Here is a 15,479-nt window from a genome sequence, read left to right as displayed (position 1 = left end):
GACGCCGGGTGCCTCGGGGGAAGCTCCCGGCGCCGCTCCACCCGGCTCGACCTGTCCAGGGCTGTTCCGGGCGGAACTCTGCGGGCTACACGGGGACGAGGTCGTTCCTTCGAAGGCCCGCCCGGACCCTCGCCAGGAGGGTGACGTCAAGCTCACGGGACTCGACAGTCCAACCACTGGGGCGAAGGGGGCGGGCAGTGATGTACGCGCGGTGGCTGGTCGTCTTCATACGCCGGCGCAGGATTTCCCCGCGTACGGCCGGGAAGGGCGCGGGTACCGCGAACTCCGCCCATACGCGCTTCCCTCCGGCGGTGGGCTCCCAGCCGCTGCGGGTGGCGAAGTGGCCGACGAGGGCCAGGCCACGGCCGGTCTCGTCGTCGGTGGTGGGGCGTCGGTGTCGTGGCAGGGTGGGGTTGCTGTCGTGGACAACGACGAGCAGACGTTCCTCGTTCAAATAGAGGCCGACGCTGATGAATCCTTCAGCGTGCAGGATGGCGTTGGTGACTAGTTCAGAAACCACCAGCTTGACCGCGTACTGCTTCTCCTTGTCCAGCGGCACGCCCCACGCACGGACCTGCGTTATGACGCGGTCTCGGGCGAAGGCGACGGCGGAGGGATCTCCGGGGACGAGAGTTCGAGCACGGCGGGTCATGAGGACTGCTCCTCGGGCTGGGATTGGAGGGCGGCAGATCCCGACGGGGGACGCAGGGACCTACCGCCAATCAGGTGCCGCTCCGAACCCCAAGCCTGCGAACCCCAAGCCTGCGAACCGGATCCGTGGGCGGTGCCATTACGTTAGGGAGCAGCCGCAGGCGGCCTCAACGAAGTTGCGAGGAGTTGCGGAAATTCACCGGAGAGCGGCGATGGCGTCAGTGATGAGGGCCCGCGCACTGTCGCCGTAGACGGTCATCTTCGACAGCTCGACGAAAGCCCGTGCGTAGTCCGCCAGTTCGCGCGGCTGGGTCACGCCGATCTTTGCCGTCAGCGTCTCCACGGCCACTCGGCGGTCATCAAAGAGGTAGAACGCCTCCAGCGGCCACACGGTGCGCTGGGCTGTGAAGGGGATGACGCCCAGCGATACGGAGGCGAGGGGCATCACCGTGAGCAGGTGCGAGAGCTGACCTGTCATCGTCCCCGCGTCACCGAGGCGATACCGCAGCACCGACTCCTCCATGACGACAACGAAGCGGTGGTTGCCCTCGTACAGGAACCGGCTGCGCGCGACACGGGCGGCGACGGCCTCCGCGACGTCGTCGGGAGTGCCCTGGAAGCCGGTGATACTGCGCATGAGCGCGGTCGCGTACGCGGGAGTCTGGAAGAAGCCGGGGATGACGTTGGAGACGTACACCCGGCAGAGCGCGGTGTCCGCGTACTGCGGGATCAACCGTTCCTGGGCAGCGCGCATGCCGTTGCGGTGGAGCCGCCGCCACTCGAGGTACATGGAATCGACGGCGCGCGCCGTGGCGATCAGATCCTCCGCCTGGTCCTCCGCGCCGCAGGCTTCGCACCACGCCCGGATATCCGAATCCGAGGGCGGCGCCTCCCCTTTCTGAATGCGGGTGGTCTTCGCGGGATGCCACCCACACCGGGCAGACAGCTCTCGCCCGTTGATCCCCGCGTCCTTGCGCAGGTGCGCCAAGCGCACGGCGAGGGCTTGACGGGCCGCTTGGGCGCTGGAGGAGGGAGAGGAGGGCATGGGCTGTCTGTCCGGTGCTGACTGGGGGCTAGATGGTGTACTTCTCGTGCGGGATACCGCGTTCCCACACCGCCTCGAACGCCGTCGAGCAGAGCTTGGCCACGGCGGGGTCGTCGTACATCTCGACACGCGGGTCCGCCCAGTCGCCATCACCGGTGAAGATGTTGAATCGGACGAGCTGGTTGTCGAACAGCCAGAAGTCGGCGCCGGGCAGTGCGATGTCAACGGCGCGACGGCGCGGCAGCCAGCGCACCTGTTCCCCCGCGTCGATGTTCATTTGCGTGCCGGCGTGCTCGTACTGGATGTAGTCGGTCACCGGCTCGGAGACGATGCGCGCCCGGCGCATGACCACGCCCCGGGCGGTAGCGGCCGAGACGAGGTTCAGCCATGTGCGGCGGTTCACCTTTTCCTCGGCCTCGCTCCACTCCCCGCGCTGGAACGCCTCAAAGACCGCAGCCTCGTTGGCGACCGCGTAGACGTCCCGCATCTCCAGATGGACGGCTGACCTCTGTGTCTGCTCCAGCAGCTCAGCGAAGCTCGGCACGTTCTTCTGCGGCATCGCACGCCCTTCTGAGAATCGGCACCATACGGGCCGGAATGCGGATCACTGTCTCGTGCTCAGGGATACCCGCCGCGTGACCGGGGACCCACTGGGTCTTGCTGATCACCGCCCTCAGTGCCTCCTCGGCGGTCTCTCCCTGGAGGATCAAGTCGGCGGTCTCCTGCTCCACCCACGCTGTCGACGACCCTTCGTCACCTGTGTTCGGATCGATCCCGATAAAATCTAGTGGCATGACTGCCTCCCGTGTCGAGTCAGTTGCGGTCTCTTGCGTGGACGCTCCCCGAGGGCTGTGGGGCCGTCAAGGGCGCACGACCGTTGCATGCCCGGCGGAAGGCGGCACAGCACGTGCCGCCGAGGGCCTGCAAACTCTGTGCGTGGATTGGCACACTGTGTGCATGGCGGCGAAGTTGGGCGACGTTCTACGGCGTGGACGCGTACTCAAGAGGATGTCTCAAGGGGCCGTCGGCGATGCGGTGGGCTACTCCGCATCGTGGGTCTCGCGGGTGGAGAACGGCAAGGTCAGGCCGGATGACACGACGCTCGCCGCGTTATGTGATGTCCTGGGGCTGTCCGGGAATGACGTAGGACTCGAAGGGGCTGACGTGCACCGCCGCAAAGTGCTGCTCTCCCCGGCTCCGCCTCGGCCGCAAACGACCCCAAAGACCTCGTTGAACGCTCCCTCTTCCGTCTCCCCGAGGCGCGACCGGCGTCCCGTGAGTCTCTGTCCACGGCGCTGAGCCAGACCCGGACCCTGTTCCACGCAGCGCGTTACGCCGAACTGGGTACGACCCTCCCGCCGCTGATCTCGGGCTCCCTCGCGTCAGGCATGCACGGCATCGCGGCCCGCGCCTACGTGCTTCTGGCCCAGCTCGCGATCAAGAACTATCAGGGGTATTCGTGGATCGCCGCCGACCGGGCCCGCGCGCAGGCGGAGCTGACGGGTAACCCCGTAGTTATGGGCGAGGCCGCGCACTCGATGGCCATCACGATGCGCCGCGCAGGGGAGTACCAGGCCGCCATCGACCACCTACAGGAGGCCGCGGGACGGCTCGGGCAGCGACCGGACGAACTCGCCATGCGGGGCACGCTCCTTTTGACCGCGAGTTACAGTGCGGCCCAGGCCGGGTGGCGCGGGCAGGCCATGGACTGCATCGGCGAGGCCGAAGAGACCGCCCGGCGCCGTGAGACAGCCGGCCAGCGGCTCTACATCCCCGGAGTCTTCGGCCAGGACCAGACCACGGTGTTCCGCATCTCCGTCCATCACGCTCTCGGCGAGGGCTCCTCGGCGCTGAACTACGCCGCGAAGGTGGAGCCGATGAAGCTGCCCAACGCGGAGCGTCGAGGACGGCTTTGCATGGACGTGGCCAGGGTTTGGCGGGACATGGGAGAGCCCGAGCGGGCGTTCTCCGCGCTGCGGGCGTTGGAGTCATACGCGCCTGAGGAAGCCCGGCGGCCAAAGATCCGTTCCCTCACGTCGGAGCTGCTTATTCTCAACGGGGAGATCCCCGGGCTGCGCCGTTTCGCGGAACGCATCAGCGCGGTGCCCGCGCACCAGGGCATGTTCTAGAAGTAGCGCCGTACGCCCGAAGGCGGGCCCTGCGGCTTGGGTCTGCCAGGTGACCGCGATGGCCCAGTGCCGCTTGGCCGCCAGTCCCCGGGCCGGCACCGCGGTACCGGTTCCTTGGAGATGTAGCGAATACGCGCTGCGACGGCATTGATCGTTTGCCCAGCGGCGCAGCAGCTCCAGGTACCGCGCGGAGACCCACTTCGACCTCGGGGCCGCGGGCGAAGACGCCGCTCTCGCCCGTGCCGGAGCCGGATCCGCCCCCGTGACATCACTACGCTGAGCGGCGGGATACCCACGGCGACATACGGAGATGCCCATGGCGTACAGCGCCGACCGCATCGAACAGCTGCTGGACGATGGCGTTCGCGACAAGGTCTACCCCGGTGCGGTGTGGGCAGTCGGCGACGCAGCCGGCCCATACCACACCGGAGCGGTCGGCGTGCTGGACCCCGACGAACCCGACCTCCGCATGCGGTACGACACCGTCTTCGACGTCGCCAGCCTCACCAAGATCCTCGCCGTGTGGTCCTCGGTTGGCGCTCTGTGGGAAGAGGGAAAGCTCGACCTCGACCACCCCCTCGGCAGCTTCTGGCCGGAGGTCGAAGGCCGCCCCGTGGGCCGGGCCACTGCGCGCCAGCTGCTGACCCACACCGCAGGCGTACCGTTGCGGGCCCAGCTGAAGAGCCTCTACGGCAGCGACCCGCAGGACATCCGCGACGGTGTCCTGCACGAGGTCCTGCACCGGCCGCCCGGTGAGGCGGTCGAGTACACCGACCGGGCCGCCCTCATCCTCGGCTACCTCGCCGAACATCTTTCCGGCCAGAGACTGGACCAGCTCGCCACGGCCCGTACCTGGCAGCCACTCGGCATGGACGCCACCCGCTTCGGGCCGCTGCCCACCGAGGTCGCGGCCCGGTGTGCCCCGACCGAACTCGACCAGGACACCGACACCCACCTCCGGGGCGTCGCCCACGACTTCTCCGCCCGGCTGTTGGGCGGCGTGTGCGGCATCGCCGGTGCCTTCTCCACGGCGGACGACATCGCCCTCTTCCTGCGGCACATGCTCGACGCCTCAACCGCCGCCGCACGGCCAGGGTTCGGGCCCGCCTGGACCAGGGAATCCCTGACCGTCCAGACCGGCGGAATGGAGCCCGTGCGCGGCCTGTTCTGGCACCCCGCCCCCGGCATCGCACCGGCCGCCGACACCTGGGTCCACTACGGCTTCACCGGTACCGGCATGTGGATCTCGCCCCGGCAAGGACGCTGGGCTCTGCTGCTCACCAACAAGCTGTACTACACCCGCGACCGCCGGCCACTGACCGAGATCCGCGATACGTTCCGCGAACTGGTCTTCGGATAGGCAACCGTCAGGATGGGCGGACGGTCACCACCGAAGTACGAGCCCGCCCGCGGTCATCTCTGGCTCACGCCTGCGGGATCCGCTCCGGGTCCCGCTCCCGCACGGCCGGTTCCGGGCGGAGCATGATCGTGCGGGAGACGATGAAGGTGATCGGGACGGCCAGCGCCGCCGCGATCAGCGGGGCGTACCGGCTGCTGAAGTGCGCCACGTCCACCAACAAGTAGACGCCGCTCGTGCTGACCACGAAGTTCGTCGCGTTGGTGAGCGGGAAAAGCACAAACTTCCGCCAAGTCGGGCGGATCCTGTACGTGAAATACGAGGTCAGGAAGAAGGAGCCGACCATGCTGAGCCCGAAGGCGATGACATGTGCCGCCACATACGGCAGCCAGTTCAGCAGGGTCAGGTAGCAGCCGTAGTACGTCCCGGTGTTCACCAACCCCACCAGGGCGAACCTGACCATCTGGGCCTGGACCGTCATGTCGTACGAACTCCCCCGCGCGCGTGCCGTTTCTCCCCAGCATCAGCATCTGTACGCCGACGAGTGCGATGACCGCCACCAGAAGGGTGACACACCCGGGCGGAAGCTACAGGCCGCGGCTGCGGTTCTCCTCGGCCTGGGAGAGGGCGGTCCCGCCGGACGCGTTTCATGCGGTGCAGGCTTCACCGAGTCAGGTCCTGCGGGCCGGGCACGGCACTGGATGCGATCGGCGGGCGGAGGAGCGCGAACTTCTCGCGGCTCAGATCGGCGAGAAACGCGTCGTACGAGTCGCCCAGCTCCCGTCGGGCCACCTGCGCGCCACGGCCGCGTACGCGTCGCTGCCACCGGGAGTGGACGCGCGAAGCCACAACAGGGCCTGGACGGCGAGCATGACCAGGAAACCGGCCAGCCATACCACCAGCCCGAACAGGCCGAGCAGAAGCGACGGTCTCCACGGTTCATCGCGCGGCCGCGAGGACGAGAGAGGCGACAGCCAGCGCAAGGTAGCCCCCAGGAAAGGCGATGTTGTGGAATACCCGGGCGCGGACGTGCGCGGCGATGGCGCCGATGAAGAAGAGAACCAGCCCGACAGCGGCGGCGACACCGATGAACCGGGCACCCAAGAGCCCGAGTAGGAGCCCGGCGGCTCCGGCCGCTTTCAGCATGGCGAGCGCGGGGATCCAGGACTGCGGGAGACCGACTTCAGCCGAGTTGGCGAGGACAGACTTGGCCCTTGCGAAGTCAGCGATTGCCATCCCCGCATTAGCCGCGATCGTGATGACGGTAACGACCACGTAAGCGATGAACATGTGCGTGTCCTTCGATCAGCCGAGAGTGCGGTGGCTGCCTCAAGCCTCATCGAGCCCTACCTTGGCGTCCAATACCTGCATCTATAACCTGATGGCATGGATGTCGACACCAGGCTGTTGCGCAGCTTCCTCGCGGTGGCGGAGGACGGAAGCCTCACCCGCGCCGCGGAACGACTCTTCGTATCCCAACCGGCACTGACCAAACAGATCAAGCAACTGGAGACCCAACTCGGAGTGCGGTTGTTCACGCGCTCCAAGGCCGGCATGGCCCTCACCGAACCGGGCCAGACCCTGGCGGCACAGGTGCCCGCCCTGCTGGCCGAGTGGGACGAGGTGCTGCGGGAAACCAAGAGCGCGGCCAGCAAATCAGCCCGCGTGCTGCGGGTCGGCTTCGTGGGCAGCGCCGCGAACGAGGCCACGCAGCACATCATCGCGGAGTTCGCCCGTCGTCGGCCGGGCTGGAGGGCCGACATGCGGCAGGCCCCATGGTCCAACCCGACTGCCGGACTCGCCGACGGAGATGTCGACGCCGCGCTGCTGCGGCTGCCTTTCCCCGGACAGGACACCCTGCGAGTGGAGGTGCTGTTCACCGAGCCCCGCTGGGTCGCGCTCCCCACGGCACATCCCCTCGCCTCGCGCGAGGTGATCGACTTCCAGGATCTGTGGGACGAGCCCTTCGTGGCAGCCCTTCCCGAATCTGGCTGGTGGCGGGACTACTGGCTGGCCGCCGACGAACGCGACGGCCACCCGGTCCGTATCGGCGCCGTCACCGACCAGCCCGACGACTGGCTCAGCGCGATCGCCAATGGCTACGGCATCGCCCTCGCGCCCGAATCCGCCGCCCGCTTCTACTCGCGGCCCGGCGTCGTCTACCGGCCCGTCAGCGGCGTCAGCGCCAGCCAGGTGGGCATCGCCTGGGCACCGGCCGACGACGGCAACCCCATCGTCCATGACTTCGTCCGCTGCTGCCTGGACAACGTCTGACCGCTGGAGCCTCATCCATGCAGAGCGCGTATAGGCAGGCCGCGCGCGCCGATACCCAAAAAACACAGTGGCCGAGCGGGGCTCGCCGGCAGGCATCCTCGTACAGCAAGCGCACCATCGCGCAGTGCCGTGACGGTCACCGCATGGCCACTCTCAAGGCCGCCTTACTCATGCAACTTGCCGACACACCACACATACTGACTGTTCATCAAGGTGTTTGGTTCCGGAAGATCCTGTTCATTTAAACTCCACCGCACCGTTTACCTGGCGACCCCTAACGTCCAGGCCATGACAACGACTTCACTCCGCGCGCACACCCGCACACGCACAAGACGTACCGCACTCACCGCCGCCCTCGCCGTCGCCCTGCCGCTGCTCGTCGCCCTCCCCGCCGGCACCGCGCAGGCCGCCGCCCCCGTCACCTGCAACACCGCCGGTGCCACCTACACCCTCGACTCCGCCGGCAAGCTCCTGCGCCAGGACATGCCCAACCCCCTGACCGGCGCCGCCCTGCCGGCCGGGGGCACCATCGACACCACCTGGACCGGCTACGGGCACATGATGGCCGGTCCCGGCGCCTCCTTCTACGGAATCAAGGCCGACGGTCTCTACTACAGCCACCGCATCAGCTCCAGCGCCACCTGGGACGTACACCACCGGAAGATCTCCACCGGGTTCACCGCGTTCCGGAACTCCGGCAGGGCCGACGACATCACCATCGACCGCGGCGGCTACATCTGGACGGTGGACAACGTCGCCGGCAGTGCGACCCTGGGCAGCATCCGCTGGCACAAGTACGACGCCGCCACCAACGCGATGGTGGCAGGCAGCGGCAAGATCATCGACATGGGCTGGGAGCGCTACGCCGCGATCTACGCCGGTGACCGGGGTGTGATCTACGGGCGCGCCTCCGCCGACGGGAAGCTCTACCGCTCCCGGTTCGACTACGCCTCCCAGCGCTGGATCGAGCGCCATGTCGTGGTCTCCCACGCCGACTGGACCGACACCAAGACGATGACCTCCCTCGGCGGAGACACCCTCTTCCGGGTCAAGGCCAACGGCTCGGTCGTCTACTACCGCTACGACGAGGACACCCGCGACTTCCCCGTCTACAACAAGCAGATCGAGGCCAGTGGCTGGGCCGGTTTCGTCGGGGTGTCCGGGGCGCCCGACGCCTGCCGGGTCGATGTGAATCACACGCCCGCCGCGCCCTCCGTGCCGCTGGAGAACTTCAGCCGCGCCTCGATCATGCAGTCCGCCGCCGGTTCGCTGGAGATCGCGTACTCCGACAACATCGGCCGGCTGGTGCACGGCCGGATACCCGACCCGAACGACATCAACAGCGTCTCGTGGGCGGGAATCCAGACCAATGACGCCGCCTTCACCGGCCGGCCGTCGCTCTCCCAGCACACCGACGGCCGTGTCGTCGTCAGCGGGCACAGCACCACCGGCAGCGTCTACCAGCGCAACCAGACCGCCCCGCAGGCCGCGGACTGGGGCGGCTGGATCGATCTGGCCGGCGCGATGACGCACCATTCCGTGACCGCGAAGACGCCCTCCGGTCTCATGGTGCAGTTCGCATCCGACGCGAGCGGCAAGCCCTGGTACCGCATCCAGCAGCGCGCCAACGTGGACTTCATGGGGTGGACGCCGCTGGCCGGTTCCGGCTTCACCGGGCCCTTCACCGCCATGACCGTACGGGACGGCGTCCAGCTCTTCGGCAAGAACGCCTCGGGCACCCTGTCCACCGCCCTGTTCAAGGAGACCGGTTCGCTCTCCGCCTGGACGTCGCTGGGCTCGCCGGTCTTCACCGGTACGCCGTCGGTCGTCGTCTACCCCGGCTACCGCCTGCGGCTCTTCGTGACGGACAACCTCGGCAACGTCCACACCACGGCCCAGTCCGCCGAAGGCAGCACGTACCCCGCGTGGACCCAGCTCGACAGCGCCGCCCACGAAGCCGGGAACCCCACTCCCATCGAGCCGCTGGTCGTCAGCGGCTCGCCGAGCGCGGTGCTCTCGCCGGCCTCCGGGCGCACCGAGATCATTGTCCGCGGCGCCGATGGCTTCATGTACAACACCGGTGAGACCACCCAGGGCAGCGGTGTCTGGCGCACCTGGCAGCAGATCTCCCAGGAGTCCTCCACCACCGAGCCCACCGCCTTCACCTACACCAACACCCCCGGGGCAACCTGGGCGTACTCCTTCCGCACCAGCGACAACCAGACCCGCCTCTACGGGCTCGACACGAGCTCGTCGTTCAGCACCATGCGTACAGCGCAGACCGACGCGCAGACCGAAGCGCAGGCCGACGAACCCGTCTTCACCCGTTACGTACTGCCCCGTCCGTAATCACGCAGCCCGCATCGTCCGCCGCCCGGTCCACCGCGACCGGGCGGCGGGCAGCGTCCTACCCAGAAAGGCCACCGCCCTGTGGATCACACACCCCGCCCGCCCAACCGTCGTCGTGTCAGGGCCGCCCTCGTCGGTCTGGCCCTCCTCCTCACTGCCACCGCCACCGCCGCCCCGCCCGCCGCCGCCGGCGGCATCCAGAAGTCCGCCGACGCCCTCACCGGCACCGAGCAGATCCTCTTCCGCTCCGGCACCGGCGGCTACGGCTGCTTCCGGATCCCCGCCCTCGTACGCACCAAGGCCGGCACCCTGCTGGCCTTCGCCGAGGGCCGCAAGTCCCCCTCCTGTGCCGACCGCGGCGCCATCGACATCGTTGTCCGCCGGTCCACCAACGACGGGCGCACCTGGAGCCCCGTCCGCGTCGCCCTCGCCGGCAACGAGAGCGACCCCGAGAGCCCGTACACCCGCGGCAACGCCGCCCCCGTCGCCGACGAGGAGACCGGCGACGTCTTCCTGCACTCCACCGCGGAGCCCGCCATCGCCCTGCCGGGCGGCAAGCGGCTGCCCTGGATCCAGCGCAGTACGGACGACGGCCTCACCTTCGGCGCGCCCACGCCCCTGCCCCGGCTCAGCGGCGCCAGCAACGGCTGGTACGGCACCGGCCCCGCGCACGGCATCCAGTTGAAGCACGGCGCCGCCAAGGGACGGCTGGTGGTCGGCGCGTACGAGAGTCCCAACGCCACCACCCAGCTGGTCGGCCTGGTCTACAGCGACGACCACGGCGACACCTGGCAGACCAGCCAGACCGCGAACTCCTACCAGGCGAACGTGCTGAGCCCGGGCGAGCCCCATGTCGCCGAACTCGACGACGGCTCCCTCTACATCGCCGCCCGCAACAACACCGACGCCGGGCACCGCTCCCACGCGGTGTCCACCGACGCCGGGGCCACCGTCCCCGCGCAGCGGATCATCCCCGGTCTGACCACCCCGCAGGTGCAGGGCTCCGTGCTCGCGCTCCAGAAGACGTACCGGTCCAAGCCGGGCGACACCCTGCTCTTCTCCGCGCCCTCGCACGCCACCGACCGGCAGAACATGCGCATCCGCTACTCGACCGACCGGGGCACCACCTGGCGCGACGCGTCGGCCGGCCAGATCAACAACAAGCGCGCGGGCTACTCCGACATGGCCGAGCTCGGCGACGGACAGCTCGGGCTGTTCTACGAGGGCGGCGAGGCCTTCTCCGCCGCGAACCTCTACTTCAACCGGTTCACGCCCAGCTCGATCGGCGTGCCCGGAACCTCCACCGGCACGCCCAACCCGCAGCCGACACCGGCCGCCGGGCGCACCACCCCCGACGCGGGCCCGGAAGCCAACGACGCCTACCTGGGCGGCAACGCGGCCATCAGCACCGGCCGCTTCGGGCAGGGACTGGCCCTGGACGGGAACGGTGACTTCGCCGACCTCCCCTACACCCCCTCCCTCGACCCGGGCGCCGGGGACGTCACGTACTCCTTCTTCTTCCGGTACACGGCGACCACGGCCAGCCCGCAGCAGGCGCTGCTGTGGGCGTACGGATCGGGCACGGCCAAGCCGCAGCTGTGGATCCGCGCCCAGCCCGCCCAGGACCGGCTCTTCGCCATCGCGGAGACCGACGCGGGCAACGTGCAGCTGCCGCTGACCGACCCGGGCGCGTCGACGGCGTACGGCGACGGGGCCTGGCATCAGCTGTCGCTGGTGCGCTCCGGCGGTCAGCTGCGCCTGTCCGTGGACGGCGGCACGCCCGCGACCGCGACCGGCCTGACCGGCTCGCTGACCGACCCGCGCGCGCAGGGCGTCGACGGTATCCGGCTCGGCACCAAGCCGGACGCCACCACGAGCGACTCCTTCTCCGGCTCCCTCGATGAGTTCCGTGTCCACCGCGCCGCCCTGACGGATGCTCAGCTCGCCTCGCTGCGTATGGCGAACAGCGCGCCCGACGCGGACGCCGCCCTGTCCGTCCGGCTGCCCTTCCAGGTGATCGACACCGCCGATGTGCCCGCGCTGACCAGCGTCGGCATCGAGGACGACGTATCGGGCCACTGCGCCGACGGCACGCTGCTCGGCGGGCTGCCCACCGAGACGGCGGGCCGCGTCGGCAGGGGCGCGATCAATGTCTCCGCCACCCGGCCGGGCATCGAGGTGCCCTACGGACCCGCCGTCGGCGTCGGCGCGGGCGACTTCACCTACACCCTTTGGTTCTCGCACGCGGCGACCGCGTCGAGCGCGAACTCCGCGCTGCTGTGGGCGTACGGCTCCGCCTCCGGGCAGCCCGCCCTGTGGGTGCGCGCCCAGCCCGCCCAGGACCGGCTGTTCGCCTGGGCCGAGACCGCCGCGGGCGCTGTCCAGATCGCCCTGCCCGACACCAAGTCCTCGGTCGCGTACGGCGACGGCGCGTGGCATCTGCTCTCCGTCAGCCGCACCGGTGACCGGCTGCGCATGAGCGTGGACGGGGTCGCGGCCCCGGACGCGACCGGGCTGACCGGTTCGCTGACGGGCGCCGCCAACCCCGAGGGCGTACGCGTCGGCTCCAAGCCCGGCAACACCGACATCCTCACCGGCCGCCTCGACGACGTACGGCTCTACAACCGTGCCCTGACGACCGCCGAGGTGCAGAAGGCGGCGGCGTCCATGGTCGGTTCGACCGGCGGCTATCCGGCCGACCGGCCCGCCCTGTGGTGGTCCATGGAGTCCGGCAACACCGAGGTCCACACGGTCGCGCGCCCCGCGAACGGGCCCGCGACCCCCGACTTCTCCGAGCACTGCAACCACGCCTATGTACGGGGCGGGGCGCTGCCCTCGGCCGCGGCGGGCGGCGGCCGGTTCGGCGCCGGGCTGCCGCTCGACGGCACGGACGACGGCGTGGAGCTGCCGTACGGCGCCGACGAGGCGCTGGGCGGCGGCGACTTCACCGTCGCGACCTGGCTGAAGTACTCGGCGAGCCCGACGACGGCCGCCCAGGTGATCCTGTGGTCGTACGGAGTGGGCGCGGCGGAGCGGCAACTGTGGCTGCGGGTCCAGCCCGGTCAGGACCGGCTGGCCGCGCTCTTCCAGACGGACACGGCGACCACCACGCTGTACGGGGCCGACGCGGGCGCTTCGTCCGCGTTCGGCGACGGCGCGTGGCACCACGTCGTACTGAAGCGGTCCGGCGGTCTGCTGAGTCTGTCGGTGGACGGGAATGTGCTGGACGACGCCGCGGCTCCGGCCGGTTCGGTGACGTCTGTGGACACCTTCACGGTGTCCGGCGTCCACTTGGGCGCGCGGCCGGACGGAGTGGAGCGGTTCAAGGGCTCCCTGGACGAGTTCCGGCTGGTGCGGCGGGCGCTGAGTGAGGAGGAGCTCACCGCGCTGCGTTCCACGAACCAGGACACCGGGACGGCGACCACGGTCCGGCTGCCGTTCGAGACGGCGACGGCGACGGGTTACGCCCGGATGTAACCCATAGCTCGTCAGCCAGTGTGGAACTGCCGCTGTCGGTCGAGCCCGCGACGGAGCTCGACCGGCAGCTGGTGGTAGGGACCGTAGGCCCGCTCCGCGTCGTACAGCAGCGCCTGCAGCTGCTGGTGCGCCGCCGCGTGGTCGCCCACCGCGAGCAGCAGGTGCCCGATGCGGAGGCGTATGTCGAAGGCACGGGAGGGGTCCGGCTGCCCGCTCTCGTAGTACGGCATGAGGGCGCGGTACTCGGCGAGCGCGGCGGCTGCCTCGCCCAGCTGCTCCAGGCACAGCGCGGCGTCGTAACGGAACTGGAGGGTCTGCGGATCGGCCGGGCCCGCCACGGCGCTGCGGTCGTCGGCCAGCCGCCGCAGCTCCGGGAGGGCGCGCCGGTACTGCCCGTCGTCCATCAGCGTCGTCGCGTACTGCTTGCGCAGGATCCGTACGACCGGGGAGTGCTCGCCGTGTTCGGCGGCGGCGGCCGGGAGGATCCCGCCGAGGATGTCCACGGCCTGCGTGATGCTGCCCTCGCTGAGCAGCCGCTTGACCTCGTCCACGGCCGCCGCGACATCCGGCCGGGGCATCGCGGGCGGAGCCATGGGCGGCGGCGGGATCGCGGCCCGGTCCGGCCAGGGGGCGTGCGGGCGCAGGAAGGGCCGGGTCGGGTCGAGGGGGCCGCTGGTCGTGGAACGGCCGCCGGGCGGGCCGGGCAGCAGCGGCAGGAGCGCTTCGTACACCTCCTGCGCGCCGGAGGGGCGGTGCTGCGGGTCCTTGGCGAGCAGCCGCAGCACGAGCGCTTCGAGCGGCGCGGGTATCTCGGGGCGCAGCTGGCGGAGGGGGAGCGGCGGGTCGTAGAGATGGCGGTGCAGCACGCCGAGCACGGTGGAGCCCGCGAACGGCACGTTGCCGCTGAGGAGTTCGTGCATGAGCACACCGAGGGCGTACAGGTCGGTGTAGGGGCCGACCGCGCCGCCCATCGCCTGTTCGGGGGCCATGTAGGCGGGGCTGCCGATGGGCGAACCGGTGTGGGTGAGGCGGGTGGTGTCGCTGTCGATGACGGAGGCGACGCCGAGGTCGAGGACGGTGACGGTGCCGTCGGGCTTGATCATCACGTTCCGCGGTTTGAGGTCGCGGTGGACGATCGGGACGGCGTGCACGGCGGCGAGGACGGCGCACAGCTGCGCGGCGACGCAGACCGCCCACTGCCAGGGGTACGGCTCGTGTTCGGCGAGATGGTCGGCGAGGTCCGCGCCCTCGACGTACTGCATGACGAGGAAGAGGTCGTCCTCGTCGCTGCCCGCGTCGTGGACGGTGACCAGGCCGGGGTGGCTGACCTGGGCGGTCACCCGGCACTCGCGGACGAAGCGGCGGCGCATCTCGTCGGCGCCGGTGGCGGCGGCCATGCGGTCGGGGCGGAGCAGTTTGACGGCGACGCGGCGGTCGAGGCGGTTGTCGTAGGCGGTCCAGACCTGGCCCATGCCGCCCTGGCCGATGATGGTGGACAGTTCGTAACGGCCGCCGATGACGCGTCCGTTCACCGGTTCTGGCCTCCGTCGGGGTGTTGGCGGAGGTAGTCGCTGAGCTCGTCCAGTTCGGCGCGGACCTGGTCGAGGCGGGGCTGGGCGACGGTCGGGGACGGCGGCTGGACCGGCGGCTGGGACTGGGTGTGGGGCTGGGCCGCCGGGTAGCCGTATCCGGGCGGGGGCGTGGGCACGCCGTACGGCACGGTCGGCGCCGAGTAGGGCCCGGCCGGCTGGGTGTACACAGGGGCAGCCGAGGGCAGGCCCGGCCGGGGCCGCTGGTAGTGGCGGATGTCGGCCACCAGGTAGTGCGTGGGCACCCCGAGGGCCAGCCCGAGGAGTATCACCAGGCATATGTAGTCGAGGGTGGTCGCGGGCGCCTCCGCACCGTCCGGCAGCTCGGCCTCCGAGGTGAACTCACCGATGATCACTATCGCGGCGATCACCAGGGCGAGGCAGATCCAGAAGAGCGCCCAGTCCAGAGGGCGGCGGCGCATGATCGCGATCCGCAGCATCGTGGCCCAGGACAGAAATCCGAACGTGAGCAGCGCGACGGCCACGAACAGGACCCGCACCACGATGAGCATCGCGTTCGAGGGTCGGTTGGGCTGCGGCGGCGCATAGCCGTGGCCTTGCATTACTGCTCCTGGGGCCTGGGGACGAGGCGGGACGGGGCTATGAGC

15 protein-coding genes are annotated in these 15,479 nt (G+C 69.9%); 6 read left to right on the top strand and 9 right to left on the bottom strand.

The window, feature by feature from the left end:
• Positions 1 to 85: 85 nt before the first annotated feature.
• From ACIHCQ_RS19970 to ACIHCQ_RS19955, 4 genes are all read right to left on the bottom strand, one after another.
• Positions 86 to 652: an ATP-binding protein gene (locus ACIHCQ_RS19970; RefSeq protein ID WP_399663776.1), complete on the bottom strand. Its 567-nt coding sequence runs from the start codon at positions 650 to 652 to the stop codon at positions 86 to 88.
• A gap of 195 nt (positions 653 to 847) precedes the next feature.
• Complete coding sequence (locus ACIHCQ_RS19965) at positions 848 to 1,696, bottom strand: helix-turn-helix domain-containing protein (RefSeq protein ID WP_399663774.1); 849 nt, start codon at positions 1,694 to 1,696, stop codon at positions 848 to 850.
• 28 nt (positions 1,697 to 1,724) lie between these two features.
• On the bottom strand, positions 1,725 to 2,255 hold the full coding sequence (locus tag ACIHCQ_RS19960) for a DUF6879 family protein (protein ID WP_399663772.1): 531 nt from the start codon (positions 2,253 to 2,255) through the stop codon (positions 1,725 to 1,727).
• A complete protein-coding gene (locus ACIHCQ_RS19955) occupies positions 2,224 to 2,490 on the bottom strand; it encodes a hypothetical protein (RefSeq protein ID WP_399663770.1) in 267 nt (88 codons plus the stop codon). The genes ACIHCQ_RS19960 and ACIHCQ_RS19955 overlap by 32 nt, the downstream gene beginning before the upstream one ends.
• Between ACIHCQ_RS19955 and ACIHCQ_RS19950 the strand changes: the two genes are divergently transcribed.
• The 3 genes from ACIHCQ_RS19950 to ACIHCQ_RS19940 all read left to right on the top strand — a co-directional run bounded on the left by ACIHCQ_RS19950 (position 2,489) and on the right by ACIHCQ_RS19940 (position 5,185).
• On the top strand, positions 2,489 to 2,995 hold the full coding sequence (locus ACIHCQ_RS19950; protein ID WP_399663768.1) for a helix-turn-helix domain-containing protein: 507 nt from the start codon (positions 2,489 to 2,491) through the stop codon (positions 2,993 to 2,995). The genes ACIHCQ_RS19955 and ACIHCQ_RS19950 overlap by 2 nt on opposite strands.
• A gap of 89 nt (positions 2,996 to 3,084) precedes the next feature.
• Positions 3,085 to 3,825, top strand: coding sequence for a transcriptional regulator (locus tag ACIHCQ_RS19945; protein WP_399663766.1), 741 nt, complete (start codon positions 3,085 to 3,087; stop codon positions 3,823 to 3,825).
• 316 nt (positions 3,826 to 4,141) lie between these two features.
• On the top strand, positions 4,142 to 5,185 hold the full coding sequence (locus ACIHCQ_RS19940) for a serine hydrolase domain-containing protein (RefSeq protein WP_399663764.1): 1,044 nt from the start codon (positions 4,142 to 4,144) through the stop codon (positions 5,183 to 5,185).
• Between the two features lie 64 nt (positions 5,186 to 5,249).
• Here the strand turns inward: ACIHCQ_RS19940 and ACIHCQ_RS19935 are convergent, their stop codons facing one another.
• From ACIHCQ_RS19935 to ACIHCQ_RS19925, 3 genes are all read right to left on the bottom strand, one after another.
• Positions 5,250 to 5,663 carry a GtrA family protein gene (locus ACIHCQ_RS19935; RefSeq protein WP_399663761.1) on the bottom strand — a complete coding sequence of 138 codons (414 nt, stop codon included), beginning with the start codon at positions 5,661 to 5,663 and terminating at the stop codon, positions 5,250 to 5,252.
• Positions 5,664 to 5,845: 182 nt separating this feature from the next.
• Complete coding sequence (locus ACIHCQ_RS19930) at positions 5,846 to 6,031, bottom strand: hypothetical protein (protein WP_399663759.1); 186 nt, start codon at positions 6,029 to 6,031, stop codon at positions 5,846 to 5,848.
• 90 nt (positions 6,032 to 6,121) lie between these two features.
• Positions 6,122 to 6,472 carry a DoxX family protein gene (locus tag ACIHCQ_RS19925; protein ID WP_399663757.1) on the bottom strand — a complete coding sequence of 117 codons (351 nt, stop codon included), beginning with the start codon at positions 6,470 to 6,472 and terminating at the stop codon, positions 6,122 to 6,124.
• Between the two features lie 96 nt (positions 6,473 to 6,568).
• Here ACIHCQ_RS19925 and ACIHCQ_RS19920 point away from each other — a divergent pair, with 96 nt between their 5' ends.
• From ACIHCQ_RS19920 to ACIHCQ_RS19910, 3 genes are all read left to right on the top strand, one after another.
• Positions 6,569 to 7,456 carry a LysR family transcriptional regulator gene (locus tag ACIHCQ_RS19920; RefSeq protein ID WP_399663755.1) on the top strand — a complete coding sequence of 296 codons (888 nt, stop codon included), beginning with the start codon at positions 6,569 to 6,571 and terminating at the stop codon, positions 7,454 to 7,456.
• 288 nt (positions 7,457 to 7,744) lie between these two features.
• Complete coding sequence (locus ACIHCQ_RS19915) at positions 7,745 to 9,805, top strand: tachylectin-related carbohydrate-binding protein (protein ID WP_399663753.1); 2,061 nt, start codon at positions 7,745 to 7,747, stop codon at positions 9,803 to 9,805.
• A gap of 81 nt (positions 9,806 to 9,886) precedes the next feature.
• Positions 9,887 to 13,282, top strand: coding sequence for a LamG-like jellyroll fold domain-containing protein (locus tag ACIHCQ_RS19910; protein ID WP_399663751.1), 3,396 nt, complete (start codon positions 9,887 to 9,889; stop codon positions 13,280 to 13,282).
• Positions 13,283 to 13,293: 11 nt separating this feature from the next.
• Here the strand turns inward: ACIHCQ_RS19910 and ACIHCQ_RS19905 are convergent, their stop codons facing one another.
• Both ACIHCQ_RS19905 and ACIHCQ_RS19900 read right to left on the bottom strand, forming a co-directional pair.
• On the bottom strand, positions 13,294 to 14,814 hold the full coding sequence (locus ACIHCQ_RS19905) for a serine/threonine-protein kinase (protein ID WP_399663749.1): 1,521 nt from the start codon (positions 14,812 to 14,814) through the stop codon (positions 13,294 to 13,296).
• Positions 14,811 to 15,434: a hypothetical protein gene (locus ACIHCQ_RS19900; protein WP_399663747.1), complete on the bottom strand. Its 624-nt coding sequence runs from the start codon at positions 15,432 to 15,434 to the stop codon at positions 14,811 to 14,813. Before ACIHCQ_RS19900 ends, ACIHCQ_RS19905 begins: the two co-directional genes overlap by 4 nt.
• Positions 15,435 to 15,479: the final 45 nt, after the last annotated feature.

This window comes from Streptomyces sp. NPDC052236 (assembly GCF_044548015.1).
Lineage (GTDB): Bacteria > Actinomycetota > Actinomycetes > Streptomycetales > Streptomycetaceae > Streptomyces.
This window is presented reverse-complemented; position numbering and strand designations above follow the sequence as displayed.

Bases quoted from the DNA above. Each gene is read 5' to 3' on its own strand.
- ACIHCQ_RS19970 (WP_399663776.1), bottom strand. From the start codon at position 652: ATGACCCGCCGTGCTCGAACTCTCGTCCCCGGAGATCCCTCCGCCGTC.
- ACIHCQ_RS19965 (WP_399663774.1), bottom strand. From the start codon at position 1,696: ATGCCCTCCTCTCCCTCCTCCAGCGCCCAAGCGGCCCGTCAAGCCCTC.
- ACIHCQ_RS19960 (WP_399663772.1), bottom strand. From the start codon at position 2,255: ATGCCGCAGAAGAACGTGCCGAGCTTCGCTGAGCTGCTGGAGCAGACA.
- ACIHCQ_RS19950 (WP_399663768.1), top strand. From the start codon at position 2,489: ATGACTGCCTCCCGTGTCGAGTCAGTTGCGGTCTCTTGCGTGGACGCT.
- ACIHCQ_RS19955 (WP_399663770.1), bottom strand. From the start codon at position 2,490: ATGCCACTAGATTTTATCGGGATCGATCCGAACACAGGTGACGAAGGG.
- ACIHCQ_RS19945 (WP_399663766.1), top strand. From the start codon at position 3,085: ATGCACGGCATCGCGGCCCGCGCCTACGTGCTTCTGGCCCAGCTCGCG.
- ACIHCQ_RS19940 (WP_399663764.1), top strand. From the start codon at position 4,142: ATGGCGTACAGCGCCGACCGCATCGAACAGCTGCTGGACGATGGCGTT.
- ACIHCQ_RS19935 (WP_399663761.1), bottom strand. From the start codon at position 5,663: ATGACGGTCCAGGCCCAGATGGTCAGGTTCGCCCTGGTGGGGTTGGTG.
- ACIHCQ_RS19925 (WP_399663757.1), bottom strand. From the start codon at position 6,472: ATGTTCATCGCTTACGTGGTCGTTACCGTCATCACGATCGCGGCTAAT.
- ACIHCQ_RS19920 (WP_399663755.1), top strand. From the start codon at position 6,569: ATGGATGTCGACACCAGGCTGTTGCGCAGCTTCCTCGCGGTGGCGGAG.
- ACIHCQ_RS19915 (WP_399663753.1), top strand. From the start codon at position 7,745: ATGACAACGACTTCACTCCGCGCGCACACCCGCACACGCACAAGACGT.
- ACIHCQ_RS19900 (WP_399663747.1), bottom strand. From the start codon at position 15,434: ATGCAAGGCCACGGCTATGCGCCGCCGCAGCCCAACCGACCCTCGAAC.